Annotated in this window: 20 protein-coding genes, 3 pseudogenes and 1 other annotated feature; of the genes and pseudogenes, 10 read left to right on the top strand and 13 right to left on the bottom strand. The window is 49.1% G+C overall.

What is annotated here, in order from left to right; all coding sequences use genetic code 11:
• Window positions 1-346: 346 nt before the first annotated feature.
• From FDW87_RS17060 to trpB, 3 genes are all read right to left on the bottom strand, one after another.
• Window positions 347-739, bottom strand: a complete 393-nt coding sequence (locus tag FDW87_RS17060) for a VOC family protein (protein WP_137379982.1) — start codon at window positions 737-739, stop codon at window positions 347-349.
• 83 nt (window positions 740-822) lie between these two features.
• Window positions 823-1,632 carry a tryptophan synthase subunit alpha gene (trpA, locus tag FDW87_RS17055; RefSeq protein WP_137379981.1) on the bottom strand — a complete coding sequence of 270 codons (810 nt, stop codon included), beginning with the start codon at window positions 1,630-1,632 and terminating at the stop codon, window positions 823-825.
• Window positions 1,632-2,825 carry a tryptophan synthase subunit beta gene (gene trpB, locus FDW87_RS17050; RefSeq protein ID WP_137379980.1) on the bottom strand — a complete coding sequence of 398 codons (1,194 nt, stop codon included), beginning with the start codon at window positions 2,823-2,825 and terminating at the stop codon, window positions 1,632-1,634. Before trpB ends, trpA begins: the two co-directional genes overlap by 1 nt.
• Window positions 2,826-2,967: 142 nt before the next feature.
• Window positions 2,968-3,061: a sequence feature (Trp leader region), on the bottom strand.
• 344 nt (window positions 3,062-3,405) lie between these two features.
• On the opposite strand from trpB, the gene FDW87_RS17045 reads away from it, so the two are divergent.
• The gene (locus tag FDW87_RS17045) at window positions 3,406-4,014 is read left to right on the top strand and encodes a DUF1062 domain-containing protein (protein WP_137379979.1); all 609 of its coding nucleotides are present in this window, start codon (window positions 3,406-3,408) and stop codon (window positions 4,012-4,014) included.
• Window positions 4,015-4,236: 222 nt separating this feature from the next.
• Here the strand turns inward: FDW87_RS17045 and FDW87_RS17040 are convergent, their stop codons facing one another.
• Window positions 4,237-4,446: an AlpA family transcriptional regulator gene (locus FDW87_RS17040; protein ID WP_137379978.1), complete on the bottom strand. Its 210-nt coding sequence runs from the start codon at window positions 4,444-4,446 to the stop codon at window positions 4,237-4,239.
• Window positions 4,447-4,553: 107 nt separating this feature from the next.
• On the bottom strand, window positions 4,554-5,132 hold the full coding sequence (locus FDW87_RS17035) for an inovirus-type Gp2 protein (protein ID WP_137379977.1): 579 nt from the start codon (window positions 5,130-5,132) through the stop codon (window positions 4,554-4,556).
• A gap of 415 nt (window positions 5,133-5,547) precedes the next feature.
• On the opposite strand from FDW87_RS17035, the gene FDW87_RS17030 reads away from it, so the two are divergent.
• Entirely contained in the window at window positions 5,548-6,465 is a 918-nt protein-coding gene (locus tag FDW87_RS17030) for a hypothetical protein (protein ID WP_137379976.1), read from the top strand.
• A 265-nt stretch (window positions 6,466-6,730) separates the two neighbouring features.
• On the opposite strand, the pseudogene FDW87_RS17025 reads toward FDW87_RS17030, so the two are convergent.
• Window positions 6,731-6,823 (bottom strand): annotated as a pseudogene (locus FDW87_RS17025) (helix-turn-helix domain-containing protein); the annotation flags it as partial.
• Here FDW87_RS17025 and FDW87_RS17020 point away from each other — a divergent pair.
• The 3 genes and pseudogenes from FDW87_RS17020 to FDW87_RS17010 form a co-directional block, all read left to right on the top strand.
• Window positions 6,801-7,088, top strand: a pseudogene (locus tag FDW87_RS17020) (IS5/IS1182 family transposase); the annotation flags it as partial. The pseudogenes FDW87_RS17025 and FDW87_RS17020 sit on opposite strands and share 23 nt — an antisense overlap.
• A complete protein-coding gene (locus FDW87_RS17015) occupies window positions 7,072-7,260 on the top strand; it encodes a hypothetical protein (RefSeq protein ID WP_137379975.1) in 189 nt (62 codons plus the stop codon). The pseudogene FDW87_RS17020 and the gene FDW87_RS17015, both read left to right, overlap by 17 nt.
• Before the next feature lie 148 nt (window positions 7,261-7,408).
• On the top strand, window positions 7,409-9,406 hold the full coding sequence (locus tag FDW87_RS17010; protein WP_077202894.1) for a choline BCCT transporter BetT: 1,998 nt from the start codon (window positions 7,409-7,411) through the stop codon (window positions 9,404-9,406).
• 455 nt (window positions 9,407-9,861) lie between these two features.
• Here the strand turns inward: FDW87_RS17010 and FDW87_RS17005 are convergent, their stop codons facing one another.
• The 6 genes from FDW87_RS17005 to FDW87_RS16980 form a co-directional block, all read right to left on the bottom strand.
• A complete protein-coding gene (locus FDW87_RS17005; RefSeq protein ID WP_077203057.1) occupies window positions 9,862-10,215 on the bottom strand; it encodes a nuclear transport factor 2 family protein in 354 nt (117 codons plus the stop codon).
• 351 nt (window positions 10,216-10,566) lie between these two features.
• The gene (locus FDW87_RS17000; protein WP_228302997.1) at window positions 10,567-11,349 is read right to left on the bottom strand and encodes an NADPH-dependent F420 reductase; all 783 of its coding nucleotides are present in this window, start codon (window positions 11,347-11,349) and stop codon (window positions 10,567-10,569) included.
• An 85-nt stretch (window positions 11,350-11,434) separates the two neighbouring features.
• Window positions 11,435-12,271: an NADPH-dependent F420 reductase gene (locus tag FDW87_RS16995; protein ID WP_137379974.1), complete on the bottom strand. Its 837-nt coding sequence runs from the start codon at window positions 12,269-12,271 to the stop codon at window positions 11,435-11,437.
• Window positions 12,213-12,569, bottom strand: coding sequence for a MarR family winged helix-turn-helix transcriptional regulator (locus tag FDW87_RS16990; RefSeq protein WP_224257214.1), 357 nt, complete (start codon window positions 12,567-12,569; stop codon window positions 12,213-12,215). The genes FDW87_RS16995 and FDW87_RS16990 overlap by 59 nt, the downstream gene beginning before the upstream one ends.
• A gap of 431 nt (window positions 12,570-13,000) precedes the next feature.
• Entirely contained in the window at window positions 13,001-13,993 is a 993-nt protein-coding gene (locus FDW87_RS16985; RefSeq protein ID WP_137379973.1) for a zinc-dependent alcohol dehydrogenase family protein, read from the bottom strand.
• A gap of 149 nt (window positions 13,994-14,142) precedes the next feature.
• On the bottom strand, window positions 14,143-15,033 hold the full coding sequence (locus FDW87_RS16980; RefSeq protein WP_137380004.1) for a LysR family transcriptional regulator: 891 nt from the start codon (window positions 15,031-15,033) through the stop codon (window positions 14,143-14,145).
• Window positions 15,034-15,257: 224 nt separating this feature from the next.
• On the opposite strand from FDW87_RS16980, the pseudogene FDW87_RS16975 reads away from it, so the two are divergent.
• Window positions 15,258-15,497 (top strand): annotated as a pseudogene (locus FDW87_RS16975) (IS30 family transposase); the annotation flags it as partial.
• Between the two features lie 94 nt (window positions 15,498-15,591).
• Here the strand turns inward: FDW87_RS16975 and FDW87_RS16970 are convergent.
• Window positions 15,592-16,389, bottom strand: a complete 798-nt coding sequence (locus FDW87_RS16970; RefSeq protein WP_137379972.1) for a PhzF family phenazine biosynthesis protein — start codon at window positions 16,387-16,389, stop codon at window positions 15,592-15,594.
• Window positions 16,390-16,840: 451 nt separating this feature from the next.
• On the opposite strand from FDW87_RS16970, the gene FDW87_RS16965 reads away from it, so the two are divergent.
• The 4 genes from FDW87_RS16965 (at window position 16,841) to FDW87_RS16950 (ending at window position 19,709) form a co-directional block, all read left to right on the top strand.
• Window positions 16,841-17,716 carry a GTPase family protein gene (locus tag FDW87_RS16965; RefSeq protein WP_137379971.1) on the top strand — a complete coding sequence of 292 codons (876 nt, stop codon included), beginning with the start codon at window positions 16,841-16,843 and terminating at the stop codon, window positions 17,714-17,716.
• A 243-nt stretch (window positions 17,717-17,959) separates the two neighbouring features.
• The gene (locus FDW87_RS16960; protein ID WP_137379970.1) at window positions 17,960-18,676 is read left to right on the top strand and encodes a YafY family protein; all 717 of its coding nucleotides are present in this window, start codon (window positions 17,960-17,962) and stop codon (window positions 18,674-18,676) included.
• A gap of 35 nt (window positions 18,677-18,711) precedes the next feature.
• Window positions 18,712-19,164 carry a hypothetical protein gene (locus tag FDW87_RS16955; RefSeq protein WP_137379969.1) on the top strand — a complete coding sequence of 151 codons (453 nt, stop codon included), beginning with the start codon at window positions 18,712-18,714 and terminating at the stop codon, window positions 19,162-19,164.
• A gap of 71 nt (window positions 19,165-19,235) precedes the next feature.
• A complete protein-coding gene (locus FDW87_RS16950; RefSeq protein ID WP_137379968.1) occupies window positions 19,236-19,709 on the top strand; it encodes a hypothetical protein in 474 nt (157 codons plus the stop codon).
• The last annotated feature ends 29 nt before the right edge of the window (window positions 19,710-19,738 follow it).

Raw genomic sequence — 19,738 nt, 5'->3', positions numbered from 1 at the left:
AGAGACTCACGTCTCTGAGGGCTTTCTATTCACATACCCTTGTGATAATGGTTCAGAAATCTAAATCATTATCAGTTAATTTGTTTTGCAATTTGAGAGGGGTTTAAACTTTGTTTATATTTAAATCCGTTCTCTTGCGTGCTTAAATAACTAACATGCTCAGGATTAGCTTGTCTAGCGTGAGTGCCAAAACTGAGATACTGATCACGTCAATTTTTTATTCTTGTAAGAATCAACGGGACAACGATTTAAAATAACCAGTTGAAATCGAACAATTAATGATTCTTTCGAAAGGTCGCTAGTGGTTAAGATATTTTAGCCCTACAGGTCGTCGATATCACATCCGTTATTCCAGCAAATCGTAGAACACAAACGCCAGCTTATTACCATCCGGATCGCGTACATAGGCGCTATAGAACCCGTCACCGTACTGGGGACGATATCCCGGCCCCCCTTCATTCGTACCGCCAAGCGACAGAGCGAGAGTATGGGCCTGCTGTACCTGTTCTACGGACACAGCATTCAATGCCACCATGGTCCCATTACCCACAGACGCCGGTTGTTTATCAAATGGTCGGCCCACGCAAAGGCCAGTCGTGGTGTTCGCACTAAATGTCCCCCAGGACGCGCCTTCCTCGTTGCGCCCCGCGGGCGGGTGACTAAGTAATTCCATCAGCGGATCATAGAATGCGATAGCGGTGGGAAGATGGTTCGTGCCCAACATAAAGTAAGAGAACATGGTTCCTCCTTTGTATCAATGCTCTGGCTGAATGAGCCTCTGAAGATGAGCCGCCCGTGAAGTGTTTCAGACGGCTTACCTGACTATATCCGACGGGTTGCGGTTTTCATACTCACCACAAATGCCTTCAGTTCTGCCAGCATCACATCTTCATTCGCCGCATATTTCTCGATGATGTTGACGATGGCGGAGCCGGATATTGCGCCAGCCGCGCCCGCTTGGATAGCGTCAGAAACCTGCTGGGGTGTGGAGATCCCAAACCCTTGCACCGCTGGTGGTGCCTGATACTCCTCCAGTTTTTTCACCAGATGATGTAATGACCCTGTCGCCTGCCGTTCCGTACCTGTTACCCCGGCGCGAGAAAGCAGGTAGGTGTATCCGCACCCGTAAGTTGCTATCTGATGTATCAGTTCATCGTTGGCGTTCGGCGGGCAGATAAAAATTGGCGCGACGTGATGGTTTGTTGCTGCCTTGCGAAACGGCGTTGACTCCTCGAACGGTACATCTGCCACCAGAACCGAATCGACTCCGGCACGCTCACACCTGGCATAAAACTCATCAATACCCCGGTTAAAAACCAGATTGGCGTAAACCAATAAACCAATGGGGATGTTGGGATGCTTATGGCGAATAGTGGCTAACATCTCAAAACAGGTCGTCGGCGTGACATCCGCAGCGAAAGCCCGCAGTGCGGCGTTCTGAATGGTTGGGCCATCCGCCAGCGGATCGGAGAAAGGGATCCCGAGTTCCAGCGCGTCAGCCCCCGATTCAATCAGAACGTCAATAATCCTGAGTGATTGTAACGGATTGGGATCACCTAACATCACGAAAGGAACAAACGCACCTTCTCCACGGTTTTCCAGCTCTGCGAACAGGTTGTTATAGCGTTCCATCAGATTTCTCCTCGTGCGTTCAGAATATCGTGTACGGTGAAAATGTCTTTGTCGCCGCGCCCGGAAAGGTTGACCACCAGCAGTTGCTCCTTATCCGGGTTATCATTCATCATTCTCAATGCGTGGGCCAGCGCATGAGAGGACTCCAGGGCGGGAATAATGCCTTCTTTCCGGCTCAGGGTTTTGAAGGCATCCAGTGCCTCATCGTCGGTAATGGAGACGTAGTTTGCTCGCCCCGTACTGTTCAGGTACGCATGCTGTGGTCCGACGGAAGGGAAATCCAGACCGGCAGAAATGGAACAGGATTCAATGAGTTGTCCCTCATCGCTCTGCATCATTGGTGATTTCATGCCAAAGTAGATCCCCACACGACCGTGTTTCAGCGGGGCACCGTGCTCGCCAGTTTCAATTCCGTGACCCGCTGGTTCAACGCCGATAAGACTCACGCATGTCTCATCAATAAAGTCAGCAAACATGCCGATAGCGTTGGACCCGCCACCAACGCAGGCGATCACCGCATCCGGCAGGCGTCCTTCTTTTTCCAGAATCTGTACTTTTGTCTCCTCGCCGATCATGCGCTGAAACTCACGCACGATGGTCGGGAACGGATGTGGTCCGGCCGCTGTACCCAGCATAAAATGCGCCGTTTCATAACTTCCGGACCAGTCGCGTAGCGCCTCGTTCGAGGCATCTTTCAGGGTGGCAGAGCCGCTGTGTACCGGGATCACTTCTGCCCCCATCAGACGCATACGAAACACGTTCGGCGACTGGCGCTCAATATCCTTTGCCCCCATATAAATGCGGCATTTCAGGCCAAGCAATGCGCTGGCCAGGGCCGACGCTACACCATGTTGACCCGCTCCGGTTTCGGCAATAATTTCAGTCTTGCCCATTCGCTTTGCCAGCAGCGCCTGGCCCAGTACCTGGTTAGTTTTATGCGCGCCGCCGTGCAGCAGATCTTCACGTTTGAGGTACAGCGTGGTTCGGGTACCTTCCGTCAGGTTCCGGCATTTTGTCAGGGCGGTCGGTCGACCGGCATAGTTCTTCAACAGGCCGGTAAACTCAGCCTGAAATGCTGGGTCTTTCTGCGCACTGACGAAGGCTTCTTCCAGCGCACGCAGTGCAGGCATAAGAATTTGCGGGACAAACATCCCGCCAAATTCGCCAAAGTAGGGGTTAAGTAGTGTGTTCATTATGGCTCCTTAGAGTATGCGCAGTGCCTGATGAATCGGGCCAACTCCCGTTCCTGACGCTGCTGGTAAAGTAAATCAGGGCTGCGCAGCGCATCCTGCTGCGTTTATGTGCTGTCGTGATTCGCGTTCGGTAATTTTGGGCAAAAAAAAGCCCGCTCATGGCGGGCCGGGTATCGGTGTGCAAACTGCATACGTGACGATACTGCCCGTTAACGGGAAGTGCGCCACCAGCTATGTAAAGTCATCATTGAGAATGTCATTGTCCGATACCTGTTAAAAGTGAACCCACGTACTAGTTAACTAGTTTGTAATGGCTGGGTCAACTCTTTTTTGGCGATTTTTTATCCGCTGGTCAGTTCGTTGTATTTAGGAAGAAACATCACCAGGATTGATTAAACTCATATACCCGATGATGGCTGCTTTGTTAGTCTCGGCCTAACTAATGTTGGTTGACTGGATTATAGCGTTGGAAATCTTTTTTTAACCCGCTGAAAAATATCTCTTAAATATTTTTCATACATAAACATTCATGGTCCGTTCAGTACGGATCCGGTTTTGTATGGGTTAAAAAAGGTACGTTATGAAAGTTACATGGACTGTCACGCCTGTGGGGTATCAGCGCATTGCGAAACGCTGCCCTTCGTGCAGCACTAAACGGGACTTCTTGCCTTCGGAAGCATTTCGGGTTAATTCGCAAAAGAAGGTGCTGGACGTGTGGAGTATCTATAAATGCACACACTGTGATTATACCTGGAATATCTCCCTGTTTACGCGTCTGCCCGTCAGCAAAATTAACCGCCAGCTTTATCATCGGCTAATGACAAACGATGCCGCCACGGTACAGCACTTCGCAAGTGATATCGCGATACTGAAGCGGAACAACGCAGAGCTATCGGGTCGGCCTGATTTTACCGTTCAGGAGCGCTGGGCGGTAAGCATCACCGCCCACCAGCGGGTCCGCGTTCGTGTCAGGATTTCCCGTTCATTCCAGATCAGCCTGTTGTCGATTTTAAAGCAGCAGCTCATGCTGAGCGCTGGTGAAATTCAGAGACGAGTGGAAGCAGGGCAGATCAGCGGCGTTACGATGAAGATGCTTAAATCGAGAAAGCTGAAGGCGGCGGAATATGAATTCCAGCTGTCTGCGGAAACGTTATATGCCCGGCGCAGGATTGTTCTGACACGTCGTTAAAAAGTAAGAAGCTCACCCCAGGAAATAAACGTCAGTATGGCAGGCGTTAACAGAATGAGGGATATACCAGGGATAGGGTGGGCTTCTGCTTTTCAGGTTCTGAGCCAGAAATCGTTGCGATTAAATCTGATAAATAATATCGCGTGAATTGTTTTAGAGCTGAATGGTGCCTTAAAGGATTGGTATATTGGGAAAGGCGTAGCTTAGAAAGAATGGGTTGTATCAATGACCGCGTGAATCCGCAATACGTTGCTGTAGCCAGCCTTCGATTTCACTTTGCTTCCAGCGGGAGCTGCGGCCGAGCTTAATTGGCTTCGGGAATTGGCCTTCTTTTATCAGTTTGTAGAACCACTTGTCCGTCAGCCCTGTAAGCTTCGTGAGGAAGCGCATATCCACCAGTTGGTCATCAAGCAAAGAAATTTGTTCTGTCATAATGCTGTCTTCCATTGTGGGATTATCCTGAGCTGGTGGTTGATTGCTCGTTACTACCAGCCCTTCCACATCAATGGATTGATACGTAAAAAAGTGCAGAATGTAAGTTACAACGTGCGAGGACGCCCCAGTCCGCTGGGCGACGGTACCTCACTGGCTCCGTAGTGATAGTGACCGAACTTTTGCTCTTCTTTGGCAAGGTAGCTGATGATGTAGCGCAGGTTATCGATGGCTTCGGTATCACCGTAGTTCACCGGCCTATCAATACTGACTTCATAAGTGGGTTTGTATTCGCAGCGGTTGTAATAGCCTTCTCGTTGCGTTATTTCCCGCCATATTGTTCCAACTCTCTCAGCTATTGGGTAGGTAGCCTGGTTAAGGTGCCTGTCGAGATAGAACACGATATGGGCATGGCAGCCGTGGTCTACAGAGTTCTCGAGTACCCAGAAATACCCTGCCAGATTCGTGTGCTGCAGGGTGCGTTCAACCAGCATACGTACTTCTCGTTCGGTTTCGTTCCATGAATGACGTTTAAAGCGCTCTGTACCTTTCTGATAGAACAGGTCGAGTCTGAGTGCCTGTATTCGGGAGTATCGGTTCAGTAGCTGATTCAGATGGTCGTTGAGTAGAGACAGTAGAAACCAGTTCATCGTGTATCTGGAATTAAAAGGGTAAGGTGTATGCATTGATTTATCCTTTGTCGGATGGAGTACAAAGGATTGGGATGAGATGTAATTTTTAAGAGAAGCAGGGATAGGCAGATAAAGGGAACTGTGTATCCAGGGGGAATACAGACAGGGTTGCTTGTTGGGGAAGGAGCTATGAACAGAGTGGTATAGAAACAGGGCGTTCCCCTTAATTATACTAAAAACCCAAATGTTCATATCTGCTGGTGAACGATTCTAATGAGGTGAACAGAGGAGATTCGTAGAGTAAAAACCACATGAATAACGCAGTAAAATGTCAGGGTATTATCACAATAAAATCAGCAAGATATCAGTTAAAAATCAGTCATTCTTCAGGTCTGTGACCCGACTCCACCAACCAAAAAGGTGCTAATGCTAATCTCTTTTCGGAAGCAAGAAGCAGAGGGAAGAGACGATGTTGCATTACGATATGATCCGCTACGAGATAATGTACCTAAAAGCGCTGGATGCTTTTTTCAATACAGATCACTCGTTACTGTGCAGTACTTATGATACGCCGGCTCAGTTTCGACGATTGATCTCTCAGATACTTGAACGGCATTTCTTTGGCGATCAGGATAGGATCAAAGTTGCACGGAAAACACTTAAAGAATGGGCTGACCTGCAACTGATTGATAAAGATTATTTTGATTGTTTCAAAGGTACACCAAGAGCATCGTGGTTTGCTCACCATTATATTTTTGAATATCCAGTATTACCTGCAAGGCTGACACTTGGTGGGTTGGGGAATGACTTCGATTGTTCAGGTGGTTTTAATTCTCTTTTACTGGACGATAATATCTTCACAAATCTTGATTTCGCTAATTTGAATATTGACCTGGGCGATATAGATTGGGATCTGATAACAGATCCACAGGCCACAGCTTCGAAAAAAACGAAACGTGTTTTCTCCCGATTTTATCTGAACGCGGGAGCAAGTACCGATCTGTACAACCCCACTCCGGTAACTGAGCGTGAACTCATCAATGGTGTGATGAGGTACATTGATGAAGCCCCATGCTCACTTGGTGATAAGATCTCTTATTTTAAAATACTACATGAGCGCTGGCTTGAACAATATGATTTTTTTCTGTCAGACTTTGACTGGATGTCCCGTGATGATGAAACTCAGTTAGTATATCTCTGGGACTATCTCAAGGGAAAAGGACGAATAGCGGGCTATCTTCGCCCTTATAATACATCTATGCGTTATGACATGATTATTGCGGCTATAGATGTGTGGAACGTCCAACCTGAAGAGAAGTTAGAGTTTATTGAGAAAATGAAACATGCCTGGCAGTCATCAAAATCTTATCGGCGATCTGCTAAATAGCGTTGTGATCCCAGTGGTTTCTTCGTCTGATTTCTCAGTATTGTTATGAATCTTAATCGACCAAGGTTCTATAGCTAGCTGTCTCTCTTTTGTCCCGTTACGTACAGATCACCATAGCCGAGGCATGGAAGTTAGAACTTTTACTTCTGGCTCGAAGCGTACAAGCTGACTGATTTGAAGGTCCGCGATGAGCGAGGAGCGGAAGTCTGTGACAATGTCAGCACCTCACTTTATAGCAGACCGTCCAGCTGTGAACTCAGGGTCATTATTGCCCTGCCTTTACCCTGAGTATGGTTTGCCGGGTGGTATTAAATTCACGCGCAATGGCGCTGATACTGATCCCGGAGTTAACCCGCGCAGGTTACTGGCCGGCTGAATATGCCGACAGAAATCAGGCCGTTGCCCGGCAACGGCTGACGGGAAGTAATGCGTACTGAAAATGGCACACGGCTTACAACCGACGTTCGGTGGCTGAAACGGCAATGTACCGTGTCAAACAGCTGTTTGGCGGGCATCTTACGTTTCGGGATTATGATGGGCAGGTTGGAGAGGCTATGGCCATGATCCGTGCCTTAAACAAAATGACGTGTGCAGGCATGCCAGAAAGTGTACGGATTGCCTGAGGAAGTCAGCGACGAGGAGCGCTTTTATCTAAATCCGATTAATTCAACAAAGCCGCGCGCACGCCGTCAGGGGGAGGTTCTGGAGCTGTCGCTCTGCGATGTCGGGGTAGTGCACGTCATTGATACGCTTGCGGATCTGGCTGCGGCGGAGCAAATCCTGGCACAAGCCTGAACAGCGATTATCATTATAGGTATCGTAGAAGCGATTCAGCTTATTCTTAAGGTCATTAGGCATCACTCCTTTTCTTTTGTTAGGATCGGGCTGTGACAAAATTCATCCATCCAGGGCGAAGTGGACACACAATGGAATAAATGAGCTTATGAGTGAGAATGAAACCCCAATAAAAAAGTCTGAAAACCATATTAACAAGCCGGTGTTTTTCACCTCGGCGTTGTTAATATTTCTTCTTGTTGCCTTTGCCGCGGCTTTCCCCGATCTGGCCGATAAAAACTTCAAACTTCTGCAGAATCAAATCTTCACCAACGCCAGCTGGTTTTACATTCTGGCCGTAGCGCTGATCCTCCTGAGCGTGACGTTCCTCGGGCTGTCGCGCTACGGCGATATTAAACTTGGGCCCGACCACGCCCAACCTGATTTCAGCTATCATTCCTGGTTCGCGATGCTGTTTTCCGCCGGGATGGGGATCGGCCTAATGTTCTTCGGGGTGGCAGAACCGGTGATGCATTACCTCTCTCCGCCGGTTGGTACCCCGGAAACGGTCGAAGCCGCCAAGCAGGCCATGCGCCTGACCTTCTTCCACTGGGGACTCCATGCATGGGCGATTTACGCGATAGTGGCGTTGATACTGGCCTTCTTTAGCTATCGTCACGGCTTACCGCTGACCCTGCGTTCGGCGCTGTATCCGATTATCGGGGATCGCATTTACGGACCGATTGGCCATGCGGTCGATATCTTTGCGGTTATCGGCACCGTGTTTGGCGTGGCCACCTCTCTCGGCTATGGCGTGCTGCAGGTTAACGCCGGGCTTAATCATCTCTTCGGCGTGCCAATTAATGAAACGGTGCAGGTGATCCTGATCGTGGTCATCACTGGCCTGGCAACGATTTCGGTGGTGTCGGGACTGGATAAGGGCATTCGTATTCTGTCCGAGATCAACCTGAGCCTGGCGCTGCTGCTGCTGGCGCTGGTGATGTTGCTGGGACCTACGGTTCTGCTGTTGAAATCGTTCGTTGAGAATACTGGCGGTTATCTGTCCGAAATGGTCAGTAAAACCTTTAATTTGTATGCCTACGAGCCTAAATCGAGCAACTGGTTAGGGGGATGGACGTTGCTGTACTGGGGCTGGTGGCTCTCCTGGTCGCCGTTTGTCGGCATGTTTATCGCCCGCGTCTCGCGCGGCAGAACCATCCGCGAATTTGTGACCGGTGTGCTCTTCGTCCCGGCGGGTTTCACCCTGTTATGGATGACCGTCTTCGGAAACAGCGCGATTTATCTGATCATGCAGAAAGGAGCGACGGACCTCGCCAATACCGTCCAACAGGATGTGGCCCTGGCGCTGTTTAATTTCCTTGAGCACTTCCCGTTCTCCAGCATTCTGTCGTTCATCGCCATGGCGATGGTCATCGTATTTTTTGTCACCTCGGCAGATTCCGGAGCGATGGTGGTGGATACCCTGGCCTCCGGGGGGGCCAGCAATACGCCCGTCTGGCAGCGTATTTTCTGGGCTACACTGATGGGGGTGGTCGCCATTGCGTTGCTGATTGCGGGCGGCCTTAGCGCCTTGCAGACGGTGACCATTGCCAGCGCCCTGCCGTTCTCGGTGATTTTGTTGATATCGATATACGGATTGCTGAAAGCATTGCGACGGGACATCACCAAGCGCGACAGCCAGAATATGACCACCATTGCACCTACCGCTGCGCGTAATCCTATTCCGTGGCAGCGCAGACTGCGCAATATCGCCCATCTGCCAAAACGTTCGTTGGTTAAACGTTTTATGGATGATGTCATTCAGCCTGCCATGACAATGGTTCAGGATGAGTTGAACAAACAGAGCACCGTAAGCCATATCAACAACAGTGGCGAAGACCGTATTCGCTTCGAAGTGGATTTAGGCAATGAGCTTAACTTCATCTACGAAGTCAGACTCCGCGGTTATGTTACTCCTACCTTTGCGATCTCCGGGCTGGATAATGAGGAGCAGCAGGCAGAACAGCATAAATACTATCGGGCCGAAATCTACCTGAAAGAAGGCGGTCAGGATTACGATGTGATGGGCTGGAATCAGGAACAGATTATCAACGATATTCTCGACCAATATGAAAAGCATCTTCACTTCTTACATCTGGTTCGCTAATACAAAAATACCGCCAAACACCGCCTTTCGGCGGTGTTTTTCTTTATTCTGCAGGGATCACCTCCAGGCGGGTATATAGGGGGCCGCTTGGAAAACGGGAAACATCCTACGTTAAGCCTGTTTTTTAAGCAGGCATGACAGGCAGCTTTGAGTGAGGAGCCGAAATTAACATACCTATGAAAGCGACCAAATTTAGCCATCCACTACACAGAGTAAGAAAAGGCAACTTCTAGCGTAATAGCCCGGAACATTATCGGTTCCGGGCTATTACGAAACTTGCTGAATAGTCGCCAGATATCGCTGAACTCATGCTGCCAGTCGCCATTAGTGAAATCAGCAAGATAATTACGGATATGAAACCAGTTTGTCGCAGGCGATTAAGGGAAGTTATTATGCTTCCCATAATGCACACTTTAAGAAATTTGCAAACTATTCATATAAGGTATATATGAATTTTATTCAATAGGTAAATTGTGCTGTTTTAAGAAAGATAGTTTATCCCAGTAGCCTCTTTGAAATATAATTTTATTATTTACTATTTGAAAAAAACCGCAACCTCTCAAACCTAATGGGGCACGCCATTCTAAAATTGCCCATTGTCCATCTTCGAAAATGTTTTCAACGATACAAACCATTTCTGGAATAGAAAAATCTTGTTCAAACATTTTCTTTATAGCCTCTTTCCCAATAACTGGCTCATTGGCTACCTGATGGTTTATTGCATTATCATCATATAATTCTGAAATAGTTTCTACATCTGCATTATTAAATGCGTCAACCCATTGGCAAAGTATTTCTTTTGGCTTCATATAAATTACCTCCAGACCTGTAAACATTTCTATCCCATAGCATAACATCAAAATATTATCAAACTCAAAATTTATTTAAAGCATAGGAAAGCTTTAAAAGTGCAATAATAACTCTGACCTGCTCCCCACAAATTGATGCAGATAGATGTTAGCAACGTCCGCTCCTGGCACGCAGTGGACATTGCTGACTGAGCTGAAGGTCCGCTGTGAGCGAAAAGCAGTCATTTGGAACGCAAAGGTTCGCAGGTTGAATACCGGGCTTAACTAACCAGCCCGGAATGCTTTAACATGAAGCCAGACAGTTTATTGAAGTCTGATTATCAAAGTGATTTGCAATTATTCATAATATATTCACATAAAGATTATGCGCGATAACCGGACGCCAAAATCAGCATCAGGATTGGTCTTGCTGTCACCGACGCGCTCCTGGATCACTGCAACGGAAAGGTCCCTTCTCACTGGTAAACGTGAGGCCTGTGCTGATTCCAGCGCAGCCGACATCTCGTCATGGTGCAGGTCTGTGCAGTAAACGGGCGCGCCCGGCTGCTGTCGCCAGGACAGGGCCAGCGTGCCGGCGTCATATCCATCAAAGCCGGTATCAGAGACCAGTTGCATTATCAATTTACGATCTGCCTCATTATCCCCGGCTACCGGTATGGCGATCCGGTCGGGGGCCCCGGGCTGCCTGTCTTTGGAGGCAAACGATCCGGAACCAATCGCATTCCAGGCCTTTATCACACCCCGGCCCAGCAGATCAGACACCCAGAGGCTTTCTGGCTGGCCAGCTTCGATTTCATCAATTTTCCCGTCCCGGTGGGGATAGTAGTTTGAGGTGTCTGCCACAATAACGCTGTCAGGAAGGTGCCGGATTACCGGGGCAATCTGAGGCAGGCGACTGAGCGGCATGGAAAGAATAATCACATCAACATCGCTGACCGCGTCTACTGCCTTTACAGGTGTTGCGCCTGTTGCCAGCGTTTCGGGATCGATTGTCTCCGGGCCACGTGAATTAGCTACTTTTACCTGATGTCCGGCTGCAGAGAGCCTGCGGCTCAGCGTTTTTCCTATATTGCCCGTGCCGAGAATGCCTATTTTGAGTGGGGAAGGATAAGTCATATTTTTCTCCTGAGTCATTACATACCTGAGATGACCTCTGCCCAGCCATTAAATGGGCGTACCTGCCATTAATGAGACGGCTGCGCTCACGCTGCGTTTTTAATCAGCCCTGCTTTGACGTGACCGCCCGGTTACGGGCCACAATATGTTCATGGCTCAGGGGGGCACTGGCAGACATAAACTCCTGCATGAGGGCGTCGCGATTTAATTGAGCCTGTTTTTTATCTGCAGCCGTCAGGGCAAGCTTCAGTTCCGCAACGCTGAGTTCAGTGCAGTAGGCAGGCGAACCAGGCTGCTGACGCCATGATTCACTCAGGGAACCAGCATCAACAGCATCAAACCCTGTTTCGCTGACCAGTACCATGGCAACCCGTTTGGCTCTTTCGTCATCGCCTGCAACAGGGACCGCTATCCGGTCCGGGGCATTTTCCGGAAGACCCTTATCAGAGAGTGTCTTAGCCAGCAGGGCATTCCACGCCTTGATGACGGGATGGCCGAGGCGCGCGCTGGCCCAGACACTTTCAGGCATCCCGTTTTCAACCTCTGCAATAGACCCATCGCGGAACGGATAATAGTTGGATGTATCGATAACCGGCACGGTATCAGGCAGCGAGCTCAGTAGTCCGGCAAGGCTGTTGTGTGCGGTGAACGGGATGGCAAGAATAACAAGTTCAGCGTCCCTGAGGGCATCTTCACTCGTAACAGCGGTCGCGCCGGCCTTACGTGCGATATCAGCAATGGTTTCTGGGCCTTTGGAGTTAGCCAGTTTTACCGTGTAACCTGCTGCTGAAAGCTTTGTGGCCAGGGTGGCACCAATATTTCCTGCACCGATAATGCTAATGTTCATCTCTTTATTCCTCGTTGTACTGATAACTGATGGTTTATTCTGTCGCCGGGTGGGCAAAATCGTTAAGCGTGTCGCGTAGCTGAGCAAGCTCATCCTTACTGAGTCGGCAGGCCGAGCGGATTTTGTCTGTCACAGCCCAGAGTTCTTCGCGCAGCGCTTCTCCGCTTTCGGTAAGCGTCACCAGAACCCTGCGTTCGTCGCCCGGATCACGCTGACGGAATACCTTTCCCGAGGCTTCAAGGCGCTTCAGCAGAGGAGTGATTGTGCCAGTATCCATTCCAAGTCTACTGCCCAGCTCTCCCACCGACCGGGGCGTGCCGGCAAACAGCTCAAGCATGACCAGATACTGCGGAAAGGTCAGCCCAAGTGGGTCGAGAAAGGGCTTGTGCATACGGTTCATCCTGCCCGCGGCACCGTAAAGTGCGAATGACAGTTCAGTACCGATCTCACGTCGTTCTTTGTTAGTGGCCATATGTAATATCTGTTGGTTGATAATCTAGCGTGCTAGATAAATTATGACATTTATTATTGCCCGGCAAAGAAAATTCACTTGGTAATTTGTGCGTTAATCCTTACCTGTATTGTTGCCCCTGTGTAACGCTTTGCAGCCCTGTGTGTATGGACATACGTCTGCTTCTGGCACAGGGCAGCCAGCAACAACGCTTTCTGACTGCTATGAGCGAGAAAAGCACATTTTATTTTCAGGTAGTGGAAATCGAAGCCAGTACCTGCCGCAGCCATAGTATCGAAACCACGAACAATAAAAAGCCTGGAAAATATCCAGGCTGCACCAGGCTCATTTATAAAATGCTGCGGTAAGGATTACTCAACGGTCACGACTATTTTGCCGACCTGGCCATTAGCCTCCATATAACGCTGGGCGTCTGCAATCTCTGCGAACGGGAACGTCTTATCGATGACTGGTTTCAGTTTGCCGGCTCGTAAACCCTCAGTGATGAACGATTTTGCGCGCGCCATTTTTTCAGAGTCCGTCGTGATTTCAAACAGCTCATATCCACGCAGAGTGAGATGCTTACCGAGAATATCAAATACAGGCACAAGCATGTCACGGCTGTCGAGTGCGCCATACTGGAAAAACATACCCTGTGGCGCCATCGCCTGCGTCAGTTTTGCCACGTCCGGGCCGCCGACGGGATCAAAAACAATATGGGCACCTGCGCCATCTGTTGCACGATTGATTTCAGCAACCATATCCTGTTCCGCAGTAGCAATGACGGCGGCAGCACCGACTTTCAGGAGCATTTCGCTTTTTTCAGAGGTCCGTGTGAGTGCAATTGGATTTGCACCCAGCATGTTAGCTATCTGTATGGCAGCCAGACCCACGCTGCTTGATGCTGCGCGGATCACGACATTCTGACCAGCCTGAAGGTTGCCATATTCAACCAGCGCACCATAGGCGGTGACATACATCATCCAGCTTGCAGCGGCCTCCTCAAAGGAAAGGTTTTCAGGATGCTTCACGACAGCGTGAACCGGTGCGTTGACCACTTCGCCGTACATGCCGTATTCATTAAACATAAATGAAGGGATCACGCTGACCCGATCTCCAGTGGTAAACTCATCAACATTCTCACCTACGGCCTGCACAACGCCGGCCGCTTCATAACCAAGACGTGCCGGAAATTCCGGCTCAATAACATACTGGCCGTTGCGGTACATGATTTCTGCACGGTTAATACCTATCGCATGTACGCGAATCTGCACTTCACCCGCTGTCGGCGCAGGCACCTGCACATCAACAACTTCCAGCACTTCCGGGCCACCGGTGCGGTTAAAGGTAATAACTTTAGACATATTCAGCTCTCTTCAGTTAACGGCACACCTTCAGAATAATGCCGAAGGGATACCCGAATCATTCGTGAACAATCTACGTTGTTACAAACACACCAGAAATAGCTGAGAGGGAACTTCTGTATTAATTATCCATTAATAATCTGCCTGGTTTACTGGATCTGCGTGGCCAGCAAATCACTGAACCAGTCGATAAAGACACGCACTTTTGGAGAAAGATAGCGCCTGTCCGGATACATCACTGACACGGGCTTTGACACCGACGGGTATTGCGGCAGAATTTCTTCAAGAGCGCCGGAAGCAATATGCGGAGCAACGGCATCACAGGTGGCCTGGATAATGCCCAGACCAGCCAGAGCACAGGAAAGCAGAATATCGGAATTATCAACCAGCAGGCTGCCCACAGGACGTAGCGAAACAATGCTCCCGTCTTCGATAAACTTCCATTCCATGACGTCACGACTGTGGTCGCTGAAAAAGTTAATAGCCTGATGTTTATCCAGATCGGCAAGTGTTTCTGGCCGCTCATGCCGCTGCAGGTAAGACGGGGCTGCACAGGTTATCATCCGGATGTCACCAAGACGTCTGGATATAAAACTTGAATCCTGAAGAGCGCCCAGGCGGACAAGGCAATCTACACCTTCCGTAATCAAATCCGTTTTTTTATCCGATGAAACCAGTACAACTTCAATATCCGGATAAAGTGCCTGAAAATGCCTGAGATTAGGGATCAATATTGAATGCGCCAGCGCCAGGGGCACATCAAGTCTCAGGCGACCTCGCGGTGGAAGAGTCGGTGAAAAACTGGCCATCATGTCATTAACTTCGGCCAGAACATGCCTGGCATGATGATAGAACTCATCCCCTTCAGCAGTAACACTCAGCTTTCTGGTTGTGCGGTGAATGAGTTTTACACCCAGATCATGCTCTATCTGCTGTATCGCTTTGCTCACGGTGGGGCGATGGATCTGCAGTACATCTGCAGCCTTTGTGAAGCTACCCTGCTCAACAACCTGTATGAAAATATTTAGGTATTCAATCATGTTGGTATGCACGCGATCACCTGTTTTGTAGGCTGTTTAAAACTGGCATTGTAAAGTAAACCATCCCATCGACATTATTTCTTTTCTTTCAGATAAGGACTTCCAGGCTGTCACAATGTTCGCTTCTGGCACGAAGCGGACAAGGCAGTTGAGTTGGATGTCGGCAATGAGCTGTTAGTTCAAGGGGTCGATGCAACGCTATCCTTAATCAAGGAGGGATTGCCATGAAACGAAGAACGCGTATTAACTACACGCCAGATCAGAAAGCGATTATCTGGGACAGATATAAGCAAGGTGATTCCCTGCAAGATATCGCCAGAATGTTCGACAGATATCATTCTTCTATTATGCCCACTATCCACCAGACTGGTGGATATCATCCCCCTGTCCGTAAGCGACATCCGTTAGCTCTTTCACTCGATGAAAGAGAGGAAATATCCAGAGCGCTGGCAGAAAAAATCACCCCAGAGCGTTTTAACCAATGTGTTACATCCATCGGTTAAACTCACAGCGAAAAGTGGACGTTATACTTGAAAACTCATGACGATCGGTATTTCGCTATTCCTGGCGCAACAGTACTTTGCCAATCAGATAAGTTGCTGCTTGTCCGCTGATTAAAACGCGATCGCCCTCTAGCTGACAGCGTAAATCCCCGCCACGCTCCGCTCCCTGATGCGCCAGCATTTGTGTTTTCTTCAATTTTTCAGACCAATAAGGAATGAGCATACTATGCGTTGAACCTGTAACAGGGTCTTCTGCTACAGCATCCCCAGGGCAGAAAAAACGGCTGACAAAATCATATTCCCCTTCGCCCGCAGCGGTTATACACACCATTTTTCCCAGGGGGAGCATTGCATTGATATTCGGGCGTACAGCTTCTACCTGCTGTTGATTCTCCATCACGACCATGTAGTCACGTGCCATACGCACTTCTTTGCACTCTGTGATGCCAAGCGCTTCCAGCAATAAGGCGGGCGGTATGACTGGCTCAGTTTCCCAGGAGGGAAAATCAAGCGTCATCCATTCACCGCTGCGTGTCACCATTAATGGGCCGACAAATCGAGTAGCAAAATGGATTGTCGTGCCTGAGTAGTCAAGATGTTCAAATATGACGTGTGCAGCAGCAAGCGTGGCATGCCCGCATAAGTTTATTTCCCCCAGAGTGGTAAACCAACGCAACTCAAAGCCATTATCATTTGCGACAAAAAATGCTGTTTCAGACTGGTTATGTTGCTGCGACATTTTTAATAATGTCTCATCCGGCAACCATTCGGTAAGTGGACATACCGCAGCCGCATTGCCATCAAACGTGGTGGTGGTAAAGGCATCAATCATGTAAAAATCAATTTGTTGCATAGCGGTAACCTTTATTCGCTCTGGGGGACCCGCACTCTACCATGCCATTATGTAATCCGAATTTTTATTTACCCGACCCGCCTGCATGATAAGAGTCGTGACTAACTCAAAACAGTTGCGGCGCCACAGTCATCTCGGCGGCGTCAGTCCGGAGGCCTTTGAACAGCCCTCATCGTGAGGGCAGAATTTGTCTGCTGTCGTGGAGTCAGTCCATTGATCAGCCCATATAGTGAAGAAAGGGTATGTCTACTGAGATGAGGTTAGTGCATTCCCGAAGTATGTTAATGTCCGCTGCTGACACCAAGCGGATATTGTACAATCCAATACTGCACAAGATCCTTTACGTGTTAATCTAAAATCCCAAATTATTTCAGACAGATATTATCTCAGTGAACCCCCGCCCTCCTGACTGGATCGCGGGGTTTTTAATTTTTCACGCTGAGACTACTGTATGAATAAACCGGATGGCCTTCAGGCCCTTGAACAACCGCTCGCGTCGCTTCCGTACATGCTTCGCCAGCTTATTCTTGAACGTATCCAGAACCTGACCCACTACGAGCCGGTGATTGGCATCATGGGCAAAAGTGGTGCAGGTAAATCCTCTCTCTGCAACGAACTTTTCCGGGGCGAGGTGTCCCCGGTGAGTGACGTGAACGCCTGTACTCGCGACGTACTGCGTTTTCGGTTGCGCAGCGGTCGTCACAGTCTGGTGATTGTTGATTTACCGGGGGTAGGTGAAAACGGGCGACGGGATCATGAATACCGGGCCCTGTACCGTCGTATGCTGCCGGAGCTGGACCTGGTGCTGTGGGTCATTAAGGCCGATGATCGGGCTCTGACCGTGGACGAGCAGTTCTGGCACGGCGTGATGCAACCTTACAGGCAAAAGGTGCTGTTTGTGATTAACCAGGCCGACAAAATCGAACCCTGTCATGAATGGGATACCCTCACCAGCAAACCTTCAACACACCAACTGGGAAATCTTAAAGCGAAGCAGGCTGCGATTATGGCGATGTTTAAACCGCATCATCCGGTCTGTGTGGTGTCCGCCAGCACTGGATGGGGCATTGAGGAGATGGTGGCAGCCATGATGCGCTGTCTGCCTGACCGCGCCACCAGCCCGGTGGTGACACAACTGCAAGGGAGACTCTGCACAGAGCCGGTAAAGTCGCAGGCCCGTGACAGTTTCGGTGAAGCTGTGGGCCGGGTTTTCGATACCGCAGAATCATCTTCGTTCCTGTCGGCATCGCTGAAAACGGTGATTCGTACCGTGCGTGATGCGGTGGTGTCGGTCGCACGGGCCGTCTGGGACTGGATATTCTTCTGATATCGCAATTTTTTCTGCGAATGATGAACTGGTTGTTAATGATGTGTTGATTGTGGACACGTCCTTTCCACTGCGTTTTATCATCAATTAAATCAGGCGAAGCATCATTATCTGTCAGACGAGCGCTCACAAGCCCGGACTGTGCATAAAAAATAGTTCCGATGTTGTCCATACCCTGTCCACCCCTTCCTTTAAAGTAATCATTATTAATTCAGAGAGTTAACTTCTCAGGAGAAATCTTTCATGACGCTTCAGGAGCGGCGACATGACCGGCTTGCCGTCAGGTTGTCGTTGATTATCAGCCGCCTGGTGTCCGGTGAAACTCTGTTTATTCGCAAACTGGCAACTGAATTCGGGGTGTCAGAGCGCACGCTGCGTCGTGACTTTCGGGAACGTCTGATGTATCTCGACCTGGATTACTACCAGGGGCAGTGCAGTCTGCGCTCAGATATTCACAGTACGCGGCAGGAAATAGATATTCTGACTTTTGTTCACCGCACGTGGTTGGCCGGGGTTTTCCCGGGCTTTGACCGGCGACTGGTCAGCAGCCTGCTGGACTGTGATGATCGACCTTGTCTGGTATGGCATCAGGACAGACCTCATCCCCCGGCAGGAAAACTCTGCTTCTACAGGCTGGTCAGAGCTATTTCGGGATGTCAGCGCATCACCGTTCTGACTGAAGGGGAGCGTCATGAGGCCGTTGCACCTTACCGGCTAATCGCTCTGGACGGTTACTGGTATCTGGTCGCTGAACATAACAGGCAATTACGTGTCTTCCGGCTGGATGAGATTCATCTGGTAAGGCCATCCCGGGAAACATTTATTCGCAGTGAGCTTCTCTATCAGCTGTCGGAAGATAAACATTTTATCTCTGCCTTACCTCATTTCCGTTTTATTCAGCAGTCGCTGAATTCATTTTCTCCATCAGAAAGTCGGGGGCAATCCGGACACACTGATTAGAGATTGTCTCCATAATTGAATGTAAGGTTAATGCAATGAAAAAATTGAAATTATTGTCTTTACTGCCAGTCATGTTGTTCCCCTTACTTATCGCAGGTAATGCTTACGCAGCACGTCCTTATAGCGGGTTCCTGCCTGCGGCAGTGAATGATAAGAGTGGGAATATATTCTGGTGTGATGCCCACCGACAGGTCAGAAAACTGTGTACAGCGACGGAAGTGGATTCAATGGGATGGTTTATTGTTGTTCGCTCGAAACCTTCCAGAGATTGTCCGGGTGGCATTTGGGGATGGATTACTCCCAGTAAAGACGATGTGTCAACAGGGTATACCATTACGCCAGGTAAAGAATTCAATCTGACCATGAAGGATATGTGCAGTCCGGATATGAAAGTAACGTTCCGCCCAAATAAAAATGACCCTCGTTATGACGATCTCATTGGGATTTATGCCGGGAAAGAAGCGTTTCGCTACAAACAAATAAAATAATCCAACTGTTTATTCATTACTTTGTTGTTTTGAATAACAAAAGCTTTATTACATGATTTGAGGACAACATTATGCGATTGCCTTACGTAATATTTACAGCAGCTATACTGGCTTCTGCATCAACAGCACATGCTATTCCCAATATGTGGTCGAGTGGTTTTGGAATGGGGGTGACGGAATACATTATCAGTAGTCCTGAGAAGGTGATTTTTAACCTCAACTGCACTGGTAATCCGGATGAACAGAACATTCTGCAGCATGGCGTATTAGTAACCCTGCCCAATGGTACGATGCTGGATTCTCATGACGACGGGACGGAAATAACGGTCGTCATGGATAACAGTCAGTTCTCATTACCTTCATCCCTCGGCTGGAGGAATGGCGATAATGCCTGGGTGTCATTTATTGACGCACTGGGTCAGTCGTCTAATTTCGATGTTTATGTCAGCGATAAAAAAGTAGGCACTTTCAGTCCGGGTCTGAAGAATACGCAAAAAGAGCTGTCTGACCTCAGTGAGTGCCGGACCACACACTACAGCGATTAGTTACTTACATTTCAGACCTCTCCACCCCG

Source organism: Citrobacter sp. wls826 (assembly GCF_005281245.1).
Taxonomy (GTDB): domain Bacteria; phylum Pseudomonadota; class Gammaproteobacteria; order Enterobacterales; family Enterobacteriaceae; genus Citrobacter; species Citrobacter braakii.
This window is presented reverse-complemented; position numbering and strand designations above follow the sequence as displayed.

Bases quoted from the DNA above. Each gene is read 5' to 3' on its own strand.
- FDW87_RS16960 (WP_137379970.1), top strand. From the start codon at position 17,960: ATGACGCTTCAGGAGCGGCGACATGACCGGCTTGCCGTCAGGTTGTCG.
- FDW87_RS16985 (WP_137379973.1), bottom strand. From the start codon at position 13,993: ATGTCTAAAGTTATTACCTTTAACCGCACCGGTGGCCCGGAAGTGCTG.
- trpB (WP_137379980.1), bottom strand. From the start codon at position 2,825: ATGAACACACTACTTAACCCCTACTTTGGCGAATTTGGCGGGATGTTT.
- FDW87_RS17030 (WP_137379976.1), top strand. From the start codon at position 5,548: ATGTTGCATTACGATATGATCCGCTACGAGATAATGTACCTAAAAGCG.
- FDW87_RS17000 (WP_228302997.1), bottom strand. From the start codon at position 11,349: ATGACTCAGGAGAAAAATATGACTTATCCTTCCCCACTCAAAATAGGC.
- FDW87_RS17035 (WP_137379977.1), bottom strand. From the start codon at position 5,132: ATGCATACACCTTACCCTTTTAATTCCAGATACACGATGAACTGGTTT.
- FDW87_RS17060 (WP_137379982.1), bottom strand. From the start codon at position 739: ATGTTCTCTTACTTTATGTTGGGCACGAACCATCTTCCCACCGCTATC.
- FDW87_RS16950 (WP_137379968.1), top strand. From the start codon at position 19,236: ATGCGATTGCCTTACGTAATATTTACAGCAGCTATACTGGCTTCTGCA.
- FDW87_RS17040 (WP_137379978.1), bottom strand. From the start codon at position 4,446: ATGACAGAACAAATTTCTTTGCTTGATGACCAACTGGTGGATATGCGC.
- FDW87_RS16965 (WP_137379971.1), top strand. From the start codon at position 16,841: ATGAATAAACCGGATGGCCTTCAGGCCCTTGAACAACCGCTCGCGTCG.
- FDW87_RS16990 (WP_224257214.1), bottom strand. From the start codon at position 12,569: ATGCACAAGCCCTTTCTCGACCCACTTGGGCTGACCTTTCCGCAGTAT.
- FDW87_RS17005 (WP_077203057.1), bottom strand. From the start codon at position 10,215: ATGAAGCCAAAAGAAATACTTTGCCAATGGGTTGACGCATTTAATAAT.
- FDW87_RS16955 (WP_137379969.1), top strand. From the start codon at position 18,712: ATGAAAAAATTGAAATTATTGTCTTTACTGCCAGTCATGTTGTTCCCC.
- trpA (WP_137379981.1), bottom strand. From the start codon at position 1,632: ATGGAACGCTATAACAACCTGTTCGCAGAGCTGGAAAACCGTGGAGAA.
- FDW87_RS17045 (WP_137379979.1), top strand. From the start codon at position 3,406: ATGAAAGTTACATGGACTGTCACGCCTGTGGGGTATCAGCGCATTGCG.
- FDW87_RS17010 (WP_077202894.1), top strand. From the start codon at position 7,409: ATGAGTGAGAATGAAACCCCAATAAAAAAGTCTGAAAACCATATTAAC.
- FDW87_RS16970 (WP_137379972.1), bottom strand. From the start codon at position 16,389: ATGCAACAAATTGATTTTTACATGATTGATGCCTTTACCACCACCACG.
- FDW87_RS16980 (WP_137380004.1), bottom strand. From the start codon at position 15,033: ATGATTGAATACCTAAATATTTTCATACAGGTTGTTGAGCAGGGTAGC.
- FDW87_RS16995 (WP_137379974.1), bottom strand. From the start codon at position 12,271: ATGAGCTTGCTCAGCTACGCGACACGCTTAACGATTTTGCCCACCCGG.